The 19,131-nt window shown below is 65.6% G+C and carries 15 protein-coding genes; 14 read left to right on the plus strand and 1 reads right to left on the minus strand.

The genetic code is table 11. The features are described from left to right. Positions 1 to 113: 113 nt before the first annotated feature. The gene (locus QQL87_RS01455; RefSeq protein ID WP_284416156.1) at positions 114 to 3,425 is read left to right on the plus strand and encodes a DEAD/DEAH box helicase; all 3,312 of its coding nucleotides are present in this window, start codon (positions 114 to 116) and stop codon (positions 3,423 to 3,425) included. Positions 3,426 to 3,478: 53 nt separating this feature from the next. Here the strand turns inward: QQL87_RS01455 and QQL87_RS01460 are convergent, their stop codons facing one another. After that, the gene (locus tag QQL87_RS01460) at positions 3,479 to 3,679 is read right to left on the minus strand and encodes a hypothetical protein (protein ID WP_284416155.1); all 201 of its coding nucleotides are present in this window, start codon (positions 3,677 to 3,679) and stop codon (positions 3,479 to 3,481) included. Positions 3,680 to 3,898: 219 nt separating this feature from the next. Here QQL87_RS01460 and QQL87_RS01465 point away from each other — a divergent pair, with 219 nt between their 5' ends. From QQL87_RS01465 to QQL87_RS01525, 13 genes are all read left to right on the plus strand, one after another. Further along, the gene (locus QQL87_RS01465; RefSeq protein WP_284416154.1) at positions 3,899 to 4,255 is read left to right on the plus strand and encodes an ArsC family reductase; all 357 of its coding nucleotides are present in this window, start codon (positions 3,899 to 3,901) and stop codon (positions 4,253 to 4,255) included. Between the two features lie 156 nt (positions 4,256 to 4,411). Next, positions 4,412 to 4,831 carry a BlaI/MecI/CopY family transcriptional regulator gene (locus tag QQL87_RS01470; RefSeq protein ID WP_284416153.1) on the plus strand — a complete coding sequence of 140 codons (420 nt, stop codon included), beginning with the start codon at positions 4,412 to 4,414 and terminating at the stop codon, positions 4,829 to 4,831. Then, on the plus strand, positions 4,828 to 7,356 hold the full coding sequence (locus QQL87_RS01475; RefSeq protein WP_349817252.1) for a M56 family metallopeptidase: 2,529 nt from the start codon (positions 4,828 to 4,830) through the stop codon (positions 7,354 to 7,356). The genes QQL87_RS01470 and QQL87_RS01475 overlap by 4 nt, the downstream gene beginning before the upstream one ends. A gap of 150 nt (positions 7,357 to 7,506) precedes the next feature. Further along, a complete protein-coding gene (locus QQL87_RS01480) occupies positions 7,507 to 8,958 on the plus strand; it encodes a DUF1800 domain-containing protein (RefSeq protein ID WP_284416152.1) in 1,452 nt (483 codons plus the stop codon). Positions 8,959 to 8,960: 2 nt separating this feature from the next. Beyond that, entirely contained in the window at positions 8,961 to 10,208 is a 1,248-nt protein-coding gene (locus QQL87_RS01485; RefSeq protein ID WP_284416151.1) for a DUF1501 domain-containing protein, read from the plus strand. Positions 10,209 to 10,308: 100 nt separating this feature from the next. Beyond that, on the plus strand, positions 10,309 to 12,267 hold the full coding sequence (locus tag QQL87_RS01490; RefSeq protein WP_284416150.1) for a S9 family peptidase: 1,959 nt from the start codon (positions 10,309 to 10,311) through the stop codon (positions 12,265 to 12,267). A gap of 284 nt (positions 12,268 to 12,551) precedes the next feature. After that, complete coding sequence (locus tag QQL87_RS01495) at positions 12,552 to 13,307, plus strand: ABC transporter ATP-binding protein (protein WP_284416149.1); 756 nt, start codon at positions 12,552 to 12,554, stop codon at positions 13,305 to 13,307. Further along, positions 13,300 to 14,049 (plus strand): ABC transporter ATP-binding protein, encoded by a 750-nt coding sequence (locus QQL87_RS01500; protein WP_284416148.1) that lies wholly within the window; start codon positions 13,300 to 13,302, stop codon positions 14,047 to 14,049. Before QQL87_RS01495 ends, QQL87_RS01500 begins: the two co-directional genes overlap by 8 nt. 42 nt (positions 14,050 to 14,091) lie before the next feature. Beyond that, complete coding sequence (locus tag QQL87_RS01505) at positions 14,092 to 15,315, plus strand: ABC transporter substrate-binding protein (protein WP_284416147.1); 1,224 nt, start codon at positions 14,092 to 14,094, stop codon at positions 15,313 to 15,315. Positions 15,316 to 15,395: 80 nt separating this feature from the next. After that, positions 15,396 to 16,259, plus strand: coding sequence for a branched-chain amino acid ABC transporter permease (locus QQL87_RS01510; protein ID WP_284416146.1), 864 nt, complete (start codon positions 15,396 to 15,398; stop codon positions 16,257 to 16,259). A gap of 1 nt (position 16,260) precedes the next feature. Next, entirely contained in the window at positions 16,261 to 17,229 is a 969-nt protein-coding gene (locus tag QQL87_RS01515; RefSeq protein ID WP_284416145.1) for a branched-chain amino acid ABC transporter permease, read from the plus strand. A gap of 144 nt (positions 17,230 to 17,373) precedes the next feature. Then, positions 17,374 to 18,018, plus strand: coding sequence for a DUF47 domain-containing protein (locus QQL87_RS01520; protein WP_284416144.1), 645 nt, complete (start codon positions 17,374 to 17,376; stop codon positions 18,016 to 18,018). Positions 18,019 to 18,027: 9 nt separating this feature from the next. After that, positions 18,028 to 19,035: an inorganic phosphate transporter gene (locus tag QQL87_RS01525; protein WP_284416143.1), complete on the plus strand. Its 1,008-nt coding sequence runs from the start codon at positions 18,028 to 18,030 to the stop codon at positions 19,033 to 19,035. The last annotated feature ends 96 nt before the right edge of the window (positions 19,036 to 19,131 follow it).

The raw sequence follows: 19,131 nt of genomic DNA on the forward strand, positions 1-19,131 counted from the left end.
GCATTCTCGTCACGCGAGATATCCCCAGGAGAACGGGCGACGGAGCGCGCCTGGCGGCTTGATCGTGGTAGACAGGTGCCGCGCGCGTAGGTGGGGTGCGTTGGTCACTGTGCATGTCGTTTCCGTTCAAGAAGCTCAACGCCATCAGGCCCTTCTTCAGCCATGCGGCCTTTCAGAAGGCGGAGCATTTGCAAGTCGATGGAGGCGTTGTCGATCTTGAGATCAGCGAGGACGGCCACGAGCTCGCGGCTGAAGTGCAGGGGTCCCAGTCCTGGCCCTATGATGTCGAGATCGCGCTGAAGTCCGACAAGAACGGCCGCGTCGCTGTCGCCAGCAGATGCTCTTGTCCGATGGGGCACGGTTGCAAGCACGTCGCGGCGGTGCTGATCGAGGCGATCGAGCGGTTCTCTGACGCCGAGGTGGACGACATCAGGTCGACCAAGGCGGCCGCGCAGGCCAAGCCACGCGCGCTGGTGCTGCCGCCGAAGATCGTCTCCTGGCTGGATAAGATCGGAAAGATCAGCCGCGGCGATGCCTATCCGCCCGAGGTCAGGCAAAGGCTGGTCTATGGCGTGCGCGCCCATGCGGAGCCGGGGGAGGCGCCTTACCCAATCGTCCTGATATGGTCGGTGCGGCTGCGCAAGGACGACAGCTTCTCCGACCAGGTCTCCCGGGTCGACAATGTGCGGAGCGGCGCGGACCGGGCGCCAGCCTTCTATCGCGATAGCGACATCGAGATTCTGTCGCGCCTCAGTCAAGGAGCCTACATCGACAAAGGGTGGGCGTTCCGGATCGGCTCGGCCGCCCTGATGAAGCGCTTGATCAAGACCGGACGGGCCTACTGGCACGATATGACGGGACCTTTGTTGCGCTGGGGCGACACGCGGGCTGGCCGTATCGAATGGCAGCCTGTCGGCCTCAAAGGGGTCGGCGCACGGCTTGCCTTGGACGGGGCGCTCGCGCTCCATGCCGAGCCGCCGGTCTATGCCGACGAGAAGCTCGGCATCATCGGCGAGGTCGATACCGGGATCGCGGCGAGCACGGCGCACCTGTTGTTGAGCGCGCCGGTGGTGCCGTCGGCGCTCGTCGGCGAGGTCTCCCGCCATCTCACCCAGCGGCTGCCGGCGCTCGATCCGGCCCTTCTGCCGGCGCGACCGACCGAGGTGGTCCAGGTCGAGGCCAAGCCTGTGCCCGTTCTGCGCCTGATGCGCGGACCCTATCCCAGCTACGGTTTTCGCGGGCACCATATCAGCAAGCTTCCGCTCTGCGTGGTCCGGCCCGGTTTCCGCTATGGTCAGATCGAGATCGACGCCTCCGGCAAGGGGGCCGGGGTGGAGGCGTTCCATGAGGGACGCATCGTTCGCATCAAGCGGTCCACGGCCGACGAGCGCAAGGCAGCCAAGCGGCTGACCGAACTCGGCCTGGTTCCGCTGCGACGCGTGCAGCCCTACAACCATGGCAGTCACGCGGAGGACCTGACCTTCGAGGACGAAGGCCGGTGGCTGCAATTCGTGCATCTCGATCTCGATGCATTGCGGGAGCAGGGCTTCGACATCCGCATCGATGATGACTTTCCCTATCGGCTTGCGGAGTCGTCCGGCCTCGTCGACATGGAGATCGAAGGAAGCGGAATCGACTGGTTCGAATTCGGCTTCAAGATCGACGTCGACGGTCAGCAGCATGACCTTGCCGAGCTTCTGGTGCGGCTGCTCGCGAGTGAAGACATCGTCGACGCATTGGCGGCGGCGGGCGCCGAGACCAAGCACATGTATGTGCCGCTGCCAGACGGTCGGCATCTGGCGCTCGCCGCCGGCCGCTTCCTTCCGGTCCTGCTGGCGCTGCAGACGATGCGGCTCAGCGGCGGCGGCATCGATGCCTCGGGCAAGATCAAGCTGTCGCGTGCCCAGATGCTGCCGTTGCTGGCACATGATGCGAGCGCTTTCGCGCTCAAGGGGCACGATGATCTGCGCCGGCTGGCCGACCTGGTGCGGCAGCATCGGCAGGACGAACTGACGCTGCCTGCGGGCTTCACCGCCAGGCTGCGACCCTATCAACAGCAGGGTGTCGCCTGGCTCGATCTGTTGCGACAGGCCAATCTCGGCGGCGTTCTGGCCGATGACATGGGGTTAGGCAAGACCGTTCAGGTGCTGGCGCTGCTCGCGCTCGAAAAGGCGCGCGGCGCGCTGACGGCTCCGGTGCTCATCGTTGCGCCGACCAGCCTGATGACCAACTGGTTCAACGAGGCCGCCAAGTTCGTTCCCGATCTGAAGGTCCTGGTCTTCCACGGCGCGGCCCGCAAGCAGACGGTCGAGCAGATCCCCGAGTACGACGTCGTGCTGACGACCTATCCGCTGATCGCGCGCGACCACGAGCTCATCCTCGCGCGGGACTGGCACATGGCCATTCTCGACGAGGCGCAGACGATCAAGAATCCCAATGCGGCGACCACGCGCTGGCTCAGCGCGATCAAGGCCAGCCATCGCTTCTGCCTGACGGGAACGCCGATGGAGAACCATCTCGGCGAACTCTGGTCGATCATGAGCTTCGTCAACCCGGGCTATCTCGGCGACAAGACCGCGTTCACGCGCAACTGGCGCACGCCGATCGAGAAGGAGGGAAACCAGATGCGGGCGGCGGCGCTGACGCGCCGCGTCAAGCCGTTCCTGCTGCGGCGGACCAAGGAGGAGGTCGCCTCCGAGCTGCCAGCGAAGATCGACATCGTCGAGACCGTCGCGATCGACGGCAAGCAGCGCGACCTCTACGACTCGATCCGGGCAGCGATGGCGAAAAAGGTCCGCAAGGCGCTCGATGAGCGCGGCCTCGCCCGCAGCCACATCATCGTGCTCGAGGCGCTGCTGCGGCTGCGCCAGGTCTGCTGCGACCCGCAACTCCTGAAGCTCGATGACAAGGTCGAGCGGCCCTCGGCCAAGCTCGACCGTCTCATGGAGATGGTCGAGGAGTTGCTCAGCGAGGGGCGCAAGATCATCATCTTCTCGCAGTTCACCTCGATGCTCGCCTTGATCGAGGCGCGTTTCGAGGCGGCGGACATCGACTACGAGCTGCTCACAGGCGACACCCGCGATCGCAAGCGCGCGATCGAGGCGTTCCAGAACGGCAACAGCCCGGTGTTCCTGATCAGCCTGAAGGCCGGTGGCGTCGGTCTGAACCTGACCGCGGCCGACACCGTCATCATCTATGATCCCTGGTGGAATCCCGCCGTCGAGGCGCAGGCGATCGACCGGGCCCACCGCATCGGGCAGGACAAGAAGGTCTTCGTCTATCGGCTGGTGACCGCAGGCACCATCGAGGAGAAGATCGGCGAGTTGAAGCAGCGCAAGCAGGCGCTCGCCGATTCTCTGTTCGATCGCGAGGGCAATATCGGCAAGGCGCTCACCGAGGAGGATATCGCCGCTCTGTTATCCTGATGTCGTGTCCGTCGCCGGCGTGATGCATATGGCATACGTTATTCCGCGCGGGGTCAGGCGAGCGCGATACGTTCGCGGTCGCGGGAGTCCTCGACCCAGGCATGGGCGGCAAACCATTCATGGTAGATGCTGCAGTGCGGGCAGTAGGCGCGCGAGAAGAACACGGGCATGCGCTGAAAGCGCTCGGCATCCATTTCCATCCCTGTCTCGATGCTGCGGCCGGTCTGCGGACAACGGATCATGATCTTGCCCATTCACGGTCTCCTGTTCGCGCGCCAGATACGCCGGGGATGCGAAGAAAATGTAATGCCCAGCCGACAGTTTCGTGGCAAAGGTCGGCATGAATTCCGACGTTGGAACGGAAGGCCTCATCCGCATCAAAAGCGGGTGAATCGCATTGCAAAATGCGGGGCCGATTGTCGCAACATGGGACATCCGTCGCGATCGGACACGATTGTTTGAGGACGCGTGGCATGAGCATCACGATCTACGGAATCAAGAACTGCGACACGATGAAGAAGGCGCGCACCTGGCTCGATGATCATGGCGTGGCTTACGACTTCCACGACTACAAGACCGCCGGGATCGACAAGGCGATGCTCAAGACCTGGAGCGACGAGCTCGGCTGGGAGTTGCTGCTCAATCGCGCCGGCACCACGTTCAAGAAATTGCCCGATGCCGACAAGGAAGGTCTCACCGAAAGCAAGGCCATCGCGCTGATGCTGGCGCAGCCGTCGATGATCAAGCGCCCGGTGCTCGATCTCGGGACCAAGCGCGTGGTCGGTTTCAAGCCGGACGTCTACGCCAAAGAGGTGAAGGGCGCGAAGTAGCCGCGCCCGCAACTGAAGGCGCCAATGGAACGAAGAGGGCCGAAACGGCCCTCTTTTTGCGTCGCGGCGTCGGCCAGCCGCGGAAAGCTGTTGCCGGAAACCTGTGATTGAGCGACAATCTGTAGCGCTACAGAGCTCAATTGCAAGGACGGATTCATGGACGCGGGCCTCCCCGAACTCGGCGACCTCGAACGCGAGGTCATGCAACTGGTCTGGGAGCACGGTCCTGTCACGGCCGAAACCGTTCGCGAGAAGCTGTCGCGCAAGCTCAAGGAATCGACCGTGCGCACGGTGCTGCGCCGGCTGGAAGAGAAGACCTATGTGACCCATACGGTCGACGGCCGTACCTACGTCTATACGGCTGCAGAGCCCCGCGCGCGCGTTGCCGCCAAGGCCGTGCAGCGCATCGTCGACTGGTTCTGCAACGGCTCGGTCGAGGAGGTGCTGGTGGGCATGGTCGACACTGCGATGCTCGACCAGCGCCAGTTGCAGGCGCTCGCCGACCAGATTGCCAAGGCCAAGAAGGACAAGTCGTCGGGCAAGCCAACAGGAAGGTCAACAGGCGGGGGGAAATGATGCTCGCTGTTCTGGCGGAAGCGGCGCTACGCACGGTCCTGCTGGGAGGTGTCGTCGGGCTTGGCCTCTGGCTGTGCCGCGTGCGTCATCCGCAGCTGCAGATGACGGCGTGGCTGGTCGTGCTGATCGCTTCGCTGGCCATGCCGCTCGCGATGCATTGGACCAGCGTCACGATCACCGTCCATCCCGTCACGGCGCCGGCCGCGGCGCCCGGCTGGCTGCCGGACGACGCCGCGCCTGCGGTCGCAACGCCGGCGCCCGTCTCCGACGACGGGGCCTTCGCGCGCCCGACGCCGGTTGCGGCGGAGCCGTTGGTCAGCCTGGCAGCCGCCGCGATGCTCGTCTATCTCGCCGTCGCAGGCCTGATGCTGCTGCGCCTCGCGATCGGGCTCGCGCTGACCTGGCGGCTGGCGCGCCGGGCCGAGCCGCTCGACGGCACGCTGAAGCTGCGCCTGAGCGAGGCGATCGCGAGCCCCGTCACCTTCGGATCGACGGTGCTGGTGCCACCGCAATGGCGCTCCTGGGATGCGCGGAAGCAGGCTGCCGTGCTGGCCCATGAGGCATCGCACATCGCAAACCACGACTTCCACATGCTGATCCTGGCGGCCGTCAATCGTGCGCTGTTCTGGTTCAGCCCGTTCGCCTGGTGGCATCACCGCCGGCTGGCCGAGCTCGCCGAGATGATCAGCGATGCTCATGCCATCTCCGCGCTGGACGACCGGGTTTGCTATGCCGAGATCCTGCTCGACATCGTGCAGGCGCCGCGGGGTCGTCTGGCGGCGCTGGAGATGGCCCGGCCATCAACGGTGCGGGCGCGGATCGAGCGTATTCTGACGGAGGCAAGCGTGCTGCCGAGGATGGGGCCGGGCCGCCGTGTCGCGCTGGCCGCGCTCGTGATGCCGCTCGCGATACTCTCGGGGCTGGCGGTCACCACGCGGACGGAGATGGCCTCCGCCAAGGCGGTAGCTGGTCCTGGCGATCTCGGCAACCCGGGAAAGCGGGCCGAGCATATCGCCTTCTACGCGGCAGGGGCGCGTGGCGTGTTTGCCATCTCGCGGCAGGGAGATGCGCTCTACGGGCAGCTGACCGGTCAGCGCCGGCTGCGGCTTGCCTCGGCCGAACCCGGCCATTACGCCTACCCCGACAATGCCGGCCTGCTCAGTTTCATGATGGACGAGCGTCCGCCCAGAGAACTGGTGCTGCATCAGCTCGATCGCGATCTGACGGCCGCGCGTATCACCGAATTTTCCGCCTGCGAAGGCCGGTCAGGGACCGCGCCCGGAGACGACTATGCGGGCTGGTACGAGATCAATGCGAGCCGCGTGCTCAAGGTGAGCGTCGCCGCGGACGGCTTGCAATTGTCGGAGACGGGACGCGGCAGCTTCAGCGTCGCGGCTGAGTGCCCGGATTCCTTCTCCAGCAGGAGCGATGATCTGTTGCTGTTCCTGCGCGACAAGAACGGCAAGGTCGGCCGCCTGCTGCTGCAGGATCCGCTGCTCGGCGCGCGGACGGCGCGGCGGGTCGACGAGGCGCGCGCCAAGGTGATCGAGGAGAATTTCGCGCGGCGCATCGCCGAAGTGCCAGAGCGCTTCCGCGAGCAGGTTCCGACCCCCGGCAGCCGTGAGCTGGTGCTGCGCGGGATTTCCGAACTGCGACGGGGAACGCCGAACTACGCGCTGATGAGCCCGTCGCTTGCCGCCAACATCCGTCAGCATGCGACGTGGCTGCAGGCGAGCTTCAAGACGCTCGGTGAGGTGGAGTCGATCTTCTTTCGCGGCGTCGGATCCGGTGGCTACGACATCTATGGCGTGAAGTTTGCCAATGGCACCGCGGAATTCCGTCTGCTCATGACGCCGGACGGCAAGGCTGACGACGTCACCTTCCGACCCGACGGCAACCAGGCGCCTGGCGAGGTGCTCGACTGCGCCAGCGAAGCGTCCTTGCGGCCACGTCCCGATGCGACGCCGATCCGGCTCACGGTCTACAATTCGAGCCGGCAGGAGGTTCAGCTCCACCGGCTGGATGAGCACGGCCGGCGGATCGCGCATGCGCCGATCGGCGATGATCTGTCGTCGTCGTTCACGACCGAGATCGGCACCCCCTGGGTGATCACGGATGCGTCGGGCCGCTGCCTGGAGATCATCCTGCCGGGGCGGCGCACGCGCTTTCACACGGTCGAAGCCACGTCGGCGGGCAGCGCGGCAGACCGCTTCGGCGAACGGCGCTCGGCGCCGATGCCGGACACCGAGACGAAGCTGCGCAACTACATCGACGCCATCGTGCGCGGCGAGCCGGACTATTCGCAGATGACCGCGGAGGTCGCAGCCTATACGCGCCAGCAATTGTCGATGAATCAGGCCATCCTGGCCAGGCTGGGCGACATCAGGGCCATCAGCTTCCGCGGCGTGTCGGCTCTGGATAACGACATCTACATGGTTCATTTCGTCAACGGCATGGCCGAGTGGCGCATCGGTCTGGCCAGAAACGGCAGCATCGGCCGCATCGCGCTCGGGCCCTCGTTCTGATCGCGCAACGGCCGGCGGCCACGGCGTCACGACGCCTGCAGCCGCCGGAAGCGCGGGGATCAAATTCGGCGAACCCAATCTCGGCTTGAACCCTGCGGCCCGAAATGCTACGGTTTGTAGCGTTACTGATCGTCGTGAAAGGGCGCGATCATGGTGAGCTCAGGCAAGGCTGATGCGGTGATCGCGCTGAACCGGTTCGGCATGGGACCGCGGCCCGGTTCGATCGTCGCGATCGCGTCGGACCCCAGGGGCGCGCTGCTGGCCGACCTCGATCGCCACACCGTGAGCCTGGCGGCGGCGGCCGCGCTTCCGGATGCCGCAAAGGCGTTCCGTATCGTCAACGAGGCCAATGCCAGGCGGCAGGCCAAGACGGTGGCCGCCCGGAAGGCGCGCGAGGAGGCGCAGAAGCAGCAGGCTGCCGCAGCGGCGATGGCGCCCATGGCCGCGAGCTCGGGATCGGCCGAGGCCGATGCTGACGCCAAGGCCGCGGCGGAGGCGATCCCCGATCCGGGCCGCCAGTTCTATCTCGACGAGGCCAGGGTCCGAACGGAGGCGGCACTGACGGCGGAGATCGGCTTCGCCGAGCGTCTGGTCTGGTTCTGGTCCAACCATTTCTGCATCTCGGCCGACAAGATCCAGAGCATGTCGGGCGCCTATGAGCGCGAGGCAATCCGTCCATACGCGCTCGGCCGCTTCACCGACCTGCTGCTTGCGGTCGAGAGCCATCCCGCGATGCTGTTCTATCTCGACAACACGGTGTCGATGGGCGCGGGCTCGATTGCGGGCCTGAACCGCAGCCTTGGCCTCAACGAGAATCTCGCGCGCGAGATTCTCGAGCTGCACACGCTCGGCGTCCGCAGCGGCTACGGCCAGTACGACGTCATCGCCTTCGCCAACATCCTGACCGGCTGGACCCTGCGCGCGCCGGCGGCCGATCCCGAGCGCGGCGGCGAGTTCATCTTCAATCCGCGCCTGCACGAGCCGGGCGCACAGACGGTGATGGGGAAGAGCTATGCGGATGAAGGCGTGGAGCAGGGGCGCGCCGTGCTGCGGGATCTCGCCGCCCATCCCGCCACGGCGAGCCATGTGGCGGACAAGCTGGCGCGTCATTTCATCGCCGATCAGCCGCCTCAGGAACTGGTGGATGAGCTGGCCCGGGTGTTTCGAGACACCGCTGGTGATCTCAAGGAAACGGCCAAGGCGATGGTCACGTCGGCCGCGGCCTGGACTTTGCCGCCGTCCAAGCTGAGGCGGCCGTCCGAATGGGGCGTGGCGATGGTGCGCGCCGCAGGGATCACGGACGTCGACGGTTTGCGCTTCACTCAAGGGCAGCGGCTGCTCGGGGAGCCGCTGTGGCGTCCGTCGTCGCCGAAGGGATATGCCGATGACGAGCCGAGCTGGATCGACGGCCTCGGCGGCCGCATCGACGTTGCCAACGTCTTCGCCGAGCGCATCAGCGGCCAGGTCGATCCGCAATTCATCATCGAGACCGTGCTGCAATCCCGCGTGTCAGCCGAGGTGATGCAGGCGGTGGCTCAGGCCGAAAGCCGCCAGCAGGCGCTGGTGCTGCTGTTCATGTCGTCGGACTTCCAGAGGAGGTGAGCATGGGGCACATTCATCTGCCGAGCCGGCGCGACGTGTTGCGTGGCTCCGGCGCGCTGTTCGCCTGGACCCAGATGCCGCGGCTGGCGCGGGCGGAAGGGCGTGATCCGCGGCTGCTCGTGATCGTGTTGCGGGGCGCGCTCGACGGCCTCGGCGCTGTCGCGCCGGTCGGTGATCCCGATTGGGTGAGCCTGCGCGGCGACCGCGCGCTGCTGCTCGACGGCAAGCCGGCCGCGCTGCCGCTCGACGGCTTCTTCGCGCTCAATCCGGCGATGCCCAACCTGCACCGGCTCTATGGCGCGGGACAGGCGGCGATCGTGCATGCGACCTGCACGCCCTATCGCGACCGTTCGCATTTCGACGGCCAGGACGTGCTGGAAAGCGGCATGGTCCGCCCAGGCGCGACCGATACCGGCTGGCTCAATCGCGCGCTGGTCGAGATGGACTCGGACGGCCGGGTGAACACCAATGGCAGCCGCGCACTCGGCATCGGCGCGGTGACCCCGCTGGTCGTGCGCGGCCGCGCGCCGGTGCTGTCCTGGTCACCGCAGCGGCTGCTGCCGGCGAGCGACGATACCCAGATGCGGCTGCTCGACCTCTACAGGCACACCGACGCGAAGCTCGCCGCCGCGATGGAGTCGCGGATCAAGCTGGCGGCGATCGGCGGCACGGCTGGAGGCAGCACCGCCATGACCGACACGCCGGAGGCCGCGCTGCTCGGTGTCGCCCGCCTGCGCGCCTTCTTCGCGGAGACCGCGGGCGCGGCCGCGCGCTTCCTGGCGCGGGAGGATGGTCCGCGTGTCGGTGCGCTCGGCTTCGTCGGCTGGGACACGCACATCAACGAGGGCGCCGGATCGGGCCAGCTTGCCAACCTGTTGGGAGCGCTCGACGGCGCCCTGGCGGCGATCGAGACCGGCATGGGGCCGGCCTGGCGCGAGACCGTCGTGACCGTCGTCACCGAGTTCGGCCGCACCGCGCATATCAACGGTACCAATGGCACGGATCACGGCACCGGAACGGTGGCCTTGCTGGCCGGCGGCGCCGTGAAGGGCGGCCGCGTGATCGCCGACTGGCCGGGGCTGAAGCTCGCCCAACTCCACGAGCAGCGCGATCTGCGTCCGACCACCGACCTGCGCGCCGTGCTCAAGGGTCTGCTGAAGGACCATCTGCGTGTCGATGGCACCGCGCTCGACAGTCGCATCTTCCCCGGCAGCGCCGACGTCGCGGCGATGTCCGGGCTGCTGACATGACGCATCGCGGGCGGCCTCTTTCGGGCCGCAGCTGCTCTTCACCGCATCGAGAGATGCCAAGACCGCACCGAGAGATGCCACGCGCTGAACGAGTTCGCCGATGACTCCAGGTCTCATTCCCCGCCGCCTTCTGTTCGGCAACCCGACGTTCCTCGACGCCAGGCTGTCGCCGGACGGGCGATTTCTGTCCTGGCTCGCGCCGGTCGACGGCGTGCTCAATGTCTGGGTGGCACCGTCGGATCGCATTGCCGACGGCGAGCCGATGACGCACACCAGGGGGCGGCCGATCGCGTGGCAGGAATGGAGCCCGGACGGACGCGCGATCATGTTTCTCAAGGACGAGAACGGCGATGAAAACTTTCATCTGTTCGTCGTCGATGTCAGGACGCGCGAGGTCCGCGACCTCACGCCATATCCGGGCGTCCGCGCCATTCCGACGTTCTGGTCGTACCTGACGCCCAACCGCATTGCGTTGACATTGAACGACCGCGATCGCGCCAGCCCCGACGTCTATGCGCTCGATCTCGACAGCGGCGTCCGCACGCTGCTCTGGCAGAACATGCAGCAGCTCGATTTCGTCGGGCTCGACTGGCAGCTGCGGCCGCGCCACGCTCGCAGCAACGCGCCGGACGGCGGCGCGCGGCTGTGGCGGATCGAGGACGGCATGCTCGTGCCGTGGTGCGACGTGCCCTATGAGGCGAGCTGGAGCACGCGCGCCTGGACCTTCGACGCGACCGGAAATCACCTGCATTTGTTTTCCTGCCTCGACCGCGAAACGACGGCGCTGGTGCAGATGGACTGGCTCACCGGCGAGGAGCGCGTGCTATTCGCGAGCGAGGCGGCCGATGTGACGGCGTGGATCTGGGATGCGCGGACGCTTTCGCCAGTTGCCGCGGCGATCGATCCGGGACGGCAGGCCTGGCACGCGCTGACGCCGCAGCTGGCCGACGATCTGGCCGCAATCCGCGACGCGCTGCCCGGCCATGCGTTTCACGTCACGAGCCAGTCCGATGACGATCGCCGCTGGACCCTGATGAGCACCACGCCGCAGCAGCCGGGCACCTTCCATCTCTACGATCGCGACCGCGGCACGGTCACGGAGCTGTTCACGGCGCGTCCCGAGCTGAAGCGATACCGGCTGGCGCCGATGCAAGCGATCAAGACCAAGGCGCGCGACGGCCTCGATATGGTCTCCTATCTCACCTTGCCGGCTGACATCGCCGGCGACCGGCCGCCGGCACCGCTGCCGATGGTGCTGGTCGTGCATGGCGGGCCGTGGGGCCGGGACATCTACGGCTATCGCGGCGACCACCAATGGCTCGCCGACCGCGGCTATGCGGTGCTATCGGTGAACTATCGCGGCTCGACCGGCTTCGGCCGCGCGTTCATCGCCGCGAGCGAGAAGGAGCACGCGCGCCGCATGCATGATGATCTCATCGACGTGGTCGAATGGGCGGTCGCGGAGGGCATCGCGCAACGCGACAGGGTGGCGATCACCGGGGTGTCCTATGGCGGCTATGCGTCGTTCGTCGCCGCAACCTTCACGCCGGACGTGTTCTGCTGCGCGGTGCCCGTGGTCGGCATCACCAACCTGCAGACGCTGCTGGAATCCATGCCGCCCTATTGGTCGGGCTTCGCCGAGTTCATGTATCGCAGCTATGGCGATCCGCGCACCGCGAGGGGCAGGGCACTGCTGGCGGAGCGTTCGCCGATCCACAAGGTCGACAACATCGCAAAGCCGATGCTGATCTTCCACGGCGCCAACGACGTGCGCTGCCTGATGGCCGAGAGCGACACGATCGTATGCGCCATGCGCCAGCGCAACATTCCGGTGACCTACATCGTCTATCCCGACGAGGGACACGGCTTCCAGAAGCCGGAGAACCGGCTGTCCTATATCGCGATCGCGGAAGCTTTTTTCGCTCACCATCTCGGCGGCGCGTGCGAACCCGTCGGACGTGATTTCGATGGATCGAGCCACGAGGTCAGGGCCGGCGCGCAATTGTTGGCGCATTACCTCTCGTCCCAGCCCGGGGCCGATCAACCGCGCTGCGCCTGAGCCGCCCATCGCGGCCAGCGCCGGCTGGCGGTGCGACGGCGGATCGGGCGCAGCATGGTCCTCCCTGTGGGCGGGAAAGCCGGAAAAGCTTCAACGTCAGGTGCACCAGCCGCCTTGCGACGCCGTTGCCCAGCTTTCCGCCTTGCCTAACTCCCTCGATTGACGGCATATTCCGGCGCGAAGCGGTCGCGCGCGCCGGTGGCATGGTCCAGCCGTCGCAGAACCGCGTTACCAGAAGAAGCGAGGGGCCGGGCGCGGTGTGCGCCGGCTTGGGGGGAATCTGTTTGGCTGACGAGTTCATTCTCGAGACCCACGGATTGACGAAGGAATTCGCGGGGTTTTTTGCCGTTCGCGATGTTTCGCTCAAGATTCGCCGGGGCACCATTCACGCGCTGATCGGCCCCAATGGCGCCGGCAAGACGACGTGCTTCAATCTGCTGACCAAGTTCCTGCGGCCGTCGGCCGGCAAGATTCTCTATAAGGGGCAGGACATTACCGCTGTAGCGCCGGCCGACGTGGCCCGTCTCGGGCTGGTCCGCTCGTTCCAGATCTCGGCGGTGTTTCCGCATCTGACCGCGCTGGAGAACGTCCGCGTCGCCCTGCAGCGGCAGCATGGGTCGTCGTTCGACTTCTGGCGCTCCAAGACCGTGCTGAACCGCTTCAACAGCCGCGCGCTGGAGCTGCTCAACGACGTCGGCCTCAGCGAGTTCGCCAATATTCCGGCTGTCGAAATGCCCTATGGACGCAAGCGCGCGCTGGAGATCGCCACGACCTTGGCGCTCGACCCGGAGATGATGCTGCTGGACGAGCCGATGGCCGGCATGGGCCATGAGGACATCGACAAGATCGCCACGCTGATCAAGCGCATCTCCGCGAAGTACACGATCCTGATGGTCGAGCATAATCTGAGCGTCGTCGCCAACCTCTCCGACACCATCACCGTGCTGACGCGGGGCCAGGTGCTGACCGAGGGGCCGTATTCCGAGCTCTCGAAGGACGAGCGCGTCAAGGAAGCCTATCTGGGAGCCGGACATGCCTGAGGTGATGACGGCCACGCGATCGCCGGGCGAGTACTCCGCCGCAGGGACCATTCTCGAGGTCAGGAATCTCGAAAGCTGGTACGGCGAATCACACATCCTGCATGGCATGAACTTCAACGTGAAGCCCGGCGAGGTGGTGACGCTGCTCGGCCGCAACGGCGCCGGCAAGACCACCACCCTGAAGTCGATCATGGGCATCATCGGCAAGCGCAGCGGCTCGGTGCAGTTCAACGGCCGCGAGCTGATCCGCATGACCTCCGACAAAATCGCGCGGCTCGGCATCGCGCTGTGTCCGGAGGAGCGCGGCATCTTCGCGAGCCTCGACGTGCGCGAGAACCTGCTGCTGCCGCCGGTGGTGCGACCGGGCGGACTGACGCTCGACCAGATCTTCGAGCTGTTTCCGAACCTGAAGGAACGGCTCAAGAGCCAGGGCACCAAGCTCTCCGGCGGCGAGCAGCAGATGCTGGCGATCGCGCGCATCCTGCGCACCGGTGCCAGCTTCCTGATGCTGGACGAGCCGACCGAGGGTCTCGCCCCGGTCATCATCCAGCAGATCGGCCACACCATCGCGCGGCTGAAGAAGGAGGGCTTCACGATCCTCCTCGTCGAGCAGAACTTCCGCTTCGCCTCGACAGTCGCCGACCGCTACTACGTGGTCGAGCACGGCAAGGTCATCGACGGTTTCGCCAATGCCGATCTCGCCGCCAACATGGACAAGCTGCATACTTATCTCGGCGTCTGACCGGCGCCGAAACGTTCTTTGGAAAGTTCTGGAAAGTTGGACATGAAAAACAGGTTCATCGCGTCACTGCTGCTGGGAACGGCGCTCACCTTCGCTGCCGGCAGCATCGCTTCGGCCGGCGACAAGACGGTCAAGATCGGCGCGCTGTCCGATCAGTCCGGCCTGTACTCGGACCTCGGCGGTCCCGGCTCGACGCTCGCGGCGCAGATGGCGATCGAGGATTCCGGCCTCACGGCCAAGGGCTGGAAGATCGACGTGATCTCCGGCGACCACCAGAACAAGCCGGATATTGGCACCTCGATCGCGCGGCAGTGGTTCGACGTCGAGAAGGTCGACGTGATCGTCGACGTGCCGAACTCGGGCGTGGCGCTGGCCGTCAACAACGTCGTCAAGGAGAAGAACGGCGTCTACATCAATTCCGGCGCGGCGACCTCCGACCTCACCAACGCGCAGTGCTCGCCGAACACCGTGCACTGGACCTACGATACCTACATGCTGGCGCACACCACCGGCCAGGCGCTGGTCAAGGCAGGCGGTACGAGCTGGTTCTTCCTGACCGCGGACTACGCCTTCGGCGCCGCGCTGGAGCGCGACACCACGGCGGTCGTCACCGCCAATGGCGGCAAGGTCATCGGCGGCGTCAAGCATCCGCTCAACACCTCCGATTTCTCGTCGTTCCTGCTGCAGGCGCAGTCGTCGAACGCCAAGGTCATCGGGCTGGCCAATGCCGGCGGCGACACCACCAACTCGATCAAGCAGGCCGCCGAGTTCGGCCTCACCAAGGGCGGCCAGAAGCTCGCCGCGCTGTTGCTGTTCCTCACCGACGTCAAGTCGATCGGGCTCGACATCGCGCAGGGCCTCAACTTCACCGAGACGTTCTACTGGGACATGAACGACCAGACCCGCGCCTTCTCCGACCGTTTCGCCAAGCGGATGAAGAACAGCGCGCCGCCGACCATGGTGCAGGCCGGCGTCTATGCCGGTCTCGCGCATTACTTCAAGGCGCTGGAGGCGCTCGGCGAGAACCCGCATGACGGCATCAAGATCGTCGACAAGATGAAGTCGATCCCGACCGAGGATGCGCTGTTCGGCAAGGGCGAGATCCAGCCCAACGGCCGAACCATCCACACCGCCTACCTGTTCGAGGTCAAGAAGCCGTCCGAATCCAAGGCGCCGTGGGATCTCTACAAGCTGGTCGGCTCGGTGCCGGGCGACCAGGCCTTCACGCCGCTCGACAAGAGCGCGTGTGCTCTGTTGAAGAAATGAGCCGCTGCGGCTCCGGCGGCTGATGCCGCCGGCGCCGCTGTTGTCTTCCAGGAAACGCCGAGAGAAAACAGAACAAGACGATGCAGGCCCTCTACGCACAGCTTCTGGTTGGACTGATCAACGGCTCGTTCTACGCGCTGCTCAGTCTCGGGCTTGCCGTCATCTTCGGCATGCTCAACATCATCAACTTCGCCCATGGCGCGCTCTACATGATGGGCGCGTTCTGCGCTTATTTCCTGCTGAACATCGGCGGCATCAACTATTGGTGGGCGCTGCTGCTGGCGCCGATCATCGTCGGCATCTTCGGCATGATCCTGGAGCGCACGCTGCTGCAGTGGCTGACCGGGCTGGACCATCTCTACGGCCTCTTGCTCACCTTCGGCATCGCGCTGATCGTGCAGGGCCTGTTCCAGAACTATTTCGGCTCCTCGGGCCTGCCTTACGCGATCCCGGATCAACTGCGCGGCGGCATGAATCTCGGCTTCATGTTCCTGCCGATCTATCGCGGCTGGGTCGTGGTGTTCTCGCTGGTGATCTGCGTCGCCACCTGGTTCCTGATCGAGCGCACGCGGCTCGGCGCCTACCTGCGCGCCGCGACCGAAAACCCGACGCTAGTGCGGGCCTTCGGCATCAACGTGCCGCGCATGATCACGCTCACTTACGGCCTCGGCGTCGGACTCGCGGCCCTTGCCGGCGTGCTCTCGGCACCGATCAACCAGGTCCGGCCGCTGATGGGCGCCGACCTGATCATTGTCGTGTTCGCGGTGGTCGTGATCGGCGGCATGGGCTCCATCATGGGCTCGATCATCACAGGCTTCGCGCTCGGCGTGATCGAGGGACTGACCAAATATTTCTATCCCGAGGCTTCCAACACCGTGGTCTTCGTTCTGATGGTCCTGGTGCTGCTGGTGAAGCCGACGGGTCTGACCGGACGGGCGGCCTGACATGACATCGATCACCGACGAGACCCTGCCGATCACCCCGCGCGCGGTGCGCGACGAAATGATCGTGTTCGTCATCATGGCGGCGCTGCTCGCCATCGTGCCATTCACCGGGCTGTACCCGTTCTTCGTCATGCAGGCGCTGTGCTTCGCGCTGCTGGCCTGCGCCTTCAACCTCCTGATCGGCTATGGTGGCCTGCTGTCGTTCGGCCACGCGATGTTCTTGGGGACAGCGGGCTATTGCAGTGCCCATGCACTGAAGGTCTGGGGCCTGCCGCCGGAGCTCGGCATCCTCACGGGCATCGCTGGCGCCTTCGTGCTCTCGATCATCACCGGCTACATCTCTATCCGCCGCCAGGGCATCTACTTCTCGATGATCACCCTGGCCCTGTCGCAGCTGCTGTATTTCGTCTATCTCCAGACGCCGTTCACCCATGGCGAGGACGGCATCCAGGGCATTCCGCAGGGCAGGCTGTTCGGCTTCATCGACCTCTCGAAGCCGACTACGCTGTATTACGTTGTGCTGGTCGGGTTCCTTGCCGGCTTCCTGCTGATCTTCCGCACCATCAACTCGCCCTTCGGCGAGGTGCTGAAGTCGATCCGCGAGAACGAGCAGCGCGCGATCTCGCTCGGCTACAAGACCGACCAGTACAAGCTCCTGGCCTATATCCTGTCCGGCACCATCGCCGGCTTTGCCGGCTCGCTGAAGGTGTTCGTGGCCCAGAATGCCTCGCTGACCGACGTGCACTGGTCGATGTCGGGCGAGATCGTGCTGATGACGCTGGTCGGCGGTCTTGGAACGGTATTCGGGCCCGTCGTCGGAGCGTTCGTAATCATCGCCATGCAGCAATATCTGGCCGGGTTCGGGCAGTGGGTGACGGTGATCCAAGGCGTCATCTTCGTCGCCTGCGTGCTCACCTTCCGCCGCGGCGTGGTCGGGGAAATCGCCCATCTGTTCAAGCGCTCCCTCTAAGTCATTGATCTAGAATAGAATTGCCTGAAAGGCAGAAAGCGGTGGATGATCGTGCCACCGCTTCTGCTGGCGCGGGATCCGGGATATGACAGTTCTGTGACGGGCCGGCCCTGGCCCGTTTTCGGAATCGATGGACCTCGTCCCATGCTGAACTGGTTTCGCGCCGTCCTCCCGCGGGAGGAGCGGTTTTTTGATTTGTTCGCCCGCCACAACAAGGTGGTGATCCAGGGCGCGCATGCGCTGCAGGACATGTTGCAGGGCGGCGACGACATTCTGGTCCACTGCCAGCGCGTCAGCCAGTTCGAGAACGAGGCCGACAACATCACGCGCGAGGTGCTGACCGCCGTCCGCCGCACCTTCATCACGCCGTTCGACCGCGGCGACATCAAGAACCTGATCACCTCGATGGACGACGCCATCGACCAGATGCAGCAGACGTCCAAGGCCGTGGTGCTGTTCGAGGTCAAGGAGTTCGAGCCGACCATGCGCGAGATGGGCACGCTCCTGGTCGAGTGCGCCAACCTGATCAGCAAGGCGCTGCCGCTTCTGCAGGCGATCGGCCAGAACGTGCCGATGATCACCGCGATCACCGAGGAGATGACCAAGCTGGAGGGCCGCGTCGATGACCTCCACGACATCGGGCTGAAGGAACTGTTCCTCAAGCACCGCAACGCCAACACCATGGATTTCATCGTCGGCGCCGAGATCTACGACCATCTGGAGAAGGTTGCCGACCGCTTCGACGACGTCGCCAACGAGATCAATTCGATCATGATCGAACAGGTCTAGGGGCGCGCCGTGGACGCTCAACTCGGCCTTCCGATCCTGGTCGGCCTCATCGCCGTCGCGCTCGCCTTCGACTTCCTGAACGGCCTGCATGATGCCGCCAACTCGATCGCAACCATCGTCTCGACCCGGGTGCTGCGGCCGCAATATGCGGTGTTCTGGGCCGCGTTCTTCAATTTCGTCGCTTTCGGCGTGTTCGGCCTGCACGTCGCCCAGACCATCGGCACCGGGATCATCGATCCCGCCATCGTCGATGCGCACGTGATCTTCGCCGCCCTCGTCGGTGCCATCGTCTGGAACCTCGTGACCTGGGCGGCGGGCATCCCATCGTCGAGCTCGCACGCGCTGATCGGCGGCCTGGTCGGGGCAGGCTTCGCCAAGGCCGGCCTCTCGGCCACGGTCTGGAGCGGGCTGTCGAAGACCGTGCTGGCGATCGTGCTGTCGCCGCTGGTCGGTCTCATCCTGGCGATGATCCTGGTCGCGATCGTGTCCTGGGCCTCGGTGCGCTCGACGCCATTCGCCGTCGACCGCGCCTTCCGCATCCTGCAGTTCGCCTCCGCCTCGCTGTATTCGCTCGGCCATGGCGGCAACGACGCCCAGAAGACGATGGGCATCATCGCCGTGCTGCTGTACTCGCAGGGCCACCTCGGCGAGCACTTCACGGTGCCGTTCTGGGTGGTGCTGTCCTGCCAGACGGCGATGGCGCTTGGTACCCTGATGGGCGGCTGGCGTATCGTCCGCACCATGGGGCTTCGCATCACCAAGCTGAACCCGATGCAGGGCTTCTGTGCCGAGACCGGCGGCGCCATCACGCTGTTCCTGGCGACCTTCCTCGGCGTGCCCGTCTCGACCACCCACACCATCACCGGCGCCATCGTCGGCGTCGGCGCCGCCCGCCGTGCCTCGGCCGTACGCTGGAACGTAGCCGGATCGATCGTCTACGCCTGGATTTTCACGATTCCGGCCTCCGCCATCGTCTCGGCGCTGACCTTCTGGCTGGTGTCGGTGCTCCGGCACTGACCCGCGGCCGGACGATGGGTTAACTCGCCGGTTGGAGTTGCGGTGCAAAACGCCTATATGGAGGGCGCGCGGCGGCCGTGATCCCGCGCGTTTCCC

It is taken from the genome of Bradyrhizobium sp. SSBR45G, assembly GCF_030159255.1.
Taxonomy (GTDB): domain Bacteria; phylum Pseudomonadota; class Alphaproteobacteria; order Rhizobiales; family Xanthobacteraceae; genus Bradyrhizobium.

Coding starts and splice junctions, on each gene's coding strand:
- QQL87_RS01470 (WP_284416153.1), top strand. CDS start 4,412: ATGGACGCGGGCCTCCCCGAACTCGGCGACCTCGAACGCGAGGTCATG.
- QQL87_RS01480 (WP_284416152.1), top strand. CDS start 7,507: ATGGTGAGCTCAGGCAAGGCTGATGCGGTGATCGCGCTGAACCGGTTC.
- QQL87_RS01460 (WP_284416155.1), bottom strand. CDS start 3,679: ATGGGCAAGATCATGATCCGTTGTCCGCAGACCGGCCGCAGCATCGAG.
- QQL87_RS01510 (WP_284416146.1), top strand. CDS start 15,396: ATGCAGGCCCTCTACGCACAGCTTCTGGTTGGACTGATCAACGGCTCG.
- QQL87_RS01520 (WP_284416144.1), top strand. CDS start 17,374: ATGCTGAACTGGTTTCGCGCCGTCCTCCCGCGGGAGGAGCGGTTTTTT.
- QQL87_RS01455 (WP_284416156.1), top strand. CDS start 114: ATGTCGTTTCCGTTCAAGAAGCTCAACGCCATCAGGCCCTTCTTCAGC.
- QQL87_RS01465 (WP_284416154.1), top strand. CDS start 3,899: ATGAGCATCACGATCTACGGAATCAAGAACTGCGACACGATGAAGAAG.
- QQL87_RS01475 (WP_349817252.1), top strand. CDS start 4,828: ATGATGCTCGCTGTTCTGGCGGAAGCGGCGCTACGCACGGTCCTGCTG.
- QQL87_RS01505 (WP_284416147.1), top strand. CDS start 14,092: ATGAAAAACAGGTTCATCGCGTCACTGCTGCTGGGAACGGCGCTCACC.
- QQL87_RS01515 (WP_284416145.1), top strand. CDS start 16,261: ATGACATCGATCACCGACGAGACCCTGCCGATCACCCCGCGCGCGGTG.
- QQL87_RS01500 (WP_284416148.1), top strand. CDS start 13,300: ATGCCTGAGGTGATGACGGCCACGCGATCGCCGGGCGAGTACTCCGCC.
- QQL87_RS01490 (WP_284416150.1), top strand. CDS start 10,309: ATGACTCCAGGTCTCATTCCCCGCCGCCTTCTGTTCGGCAACCCGACG.
- QQL87_RS01485 (WP_284416151.1), top strand. CDS start 8,961: ATGGGGCACATTCATCTGCCGAGCCGGCGCGACGTGTTGCGTGGCTCC.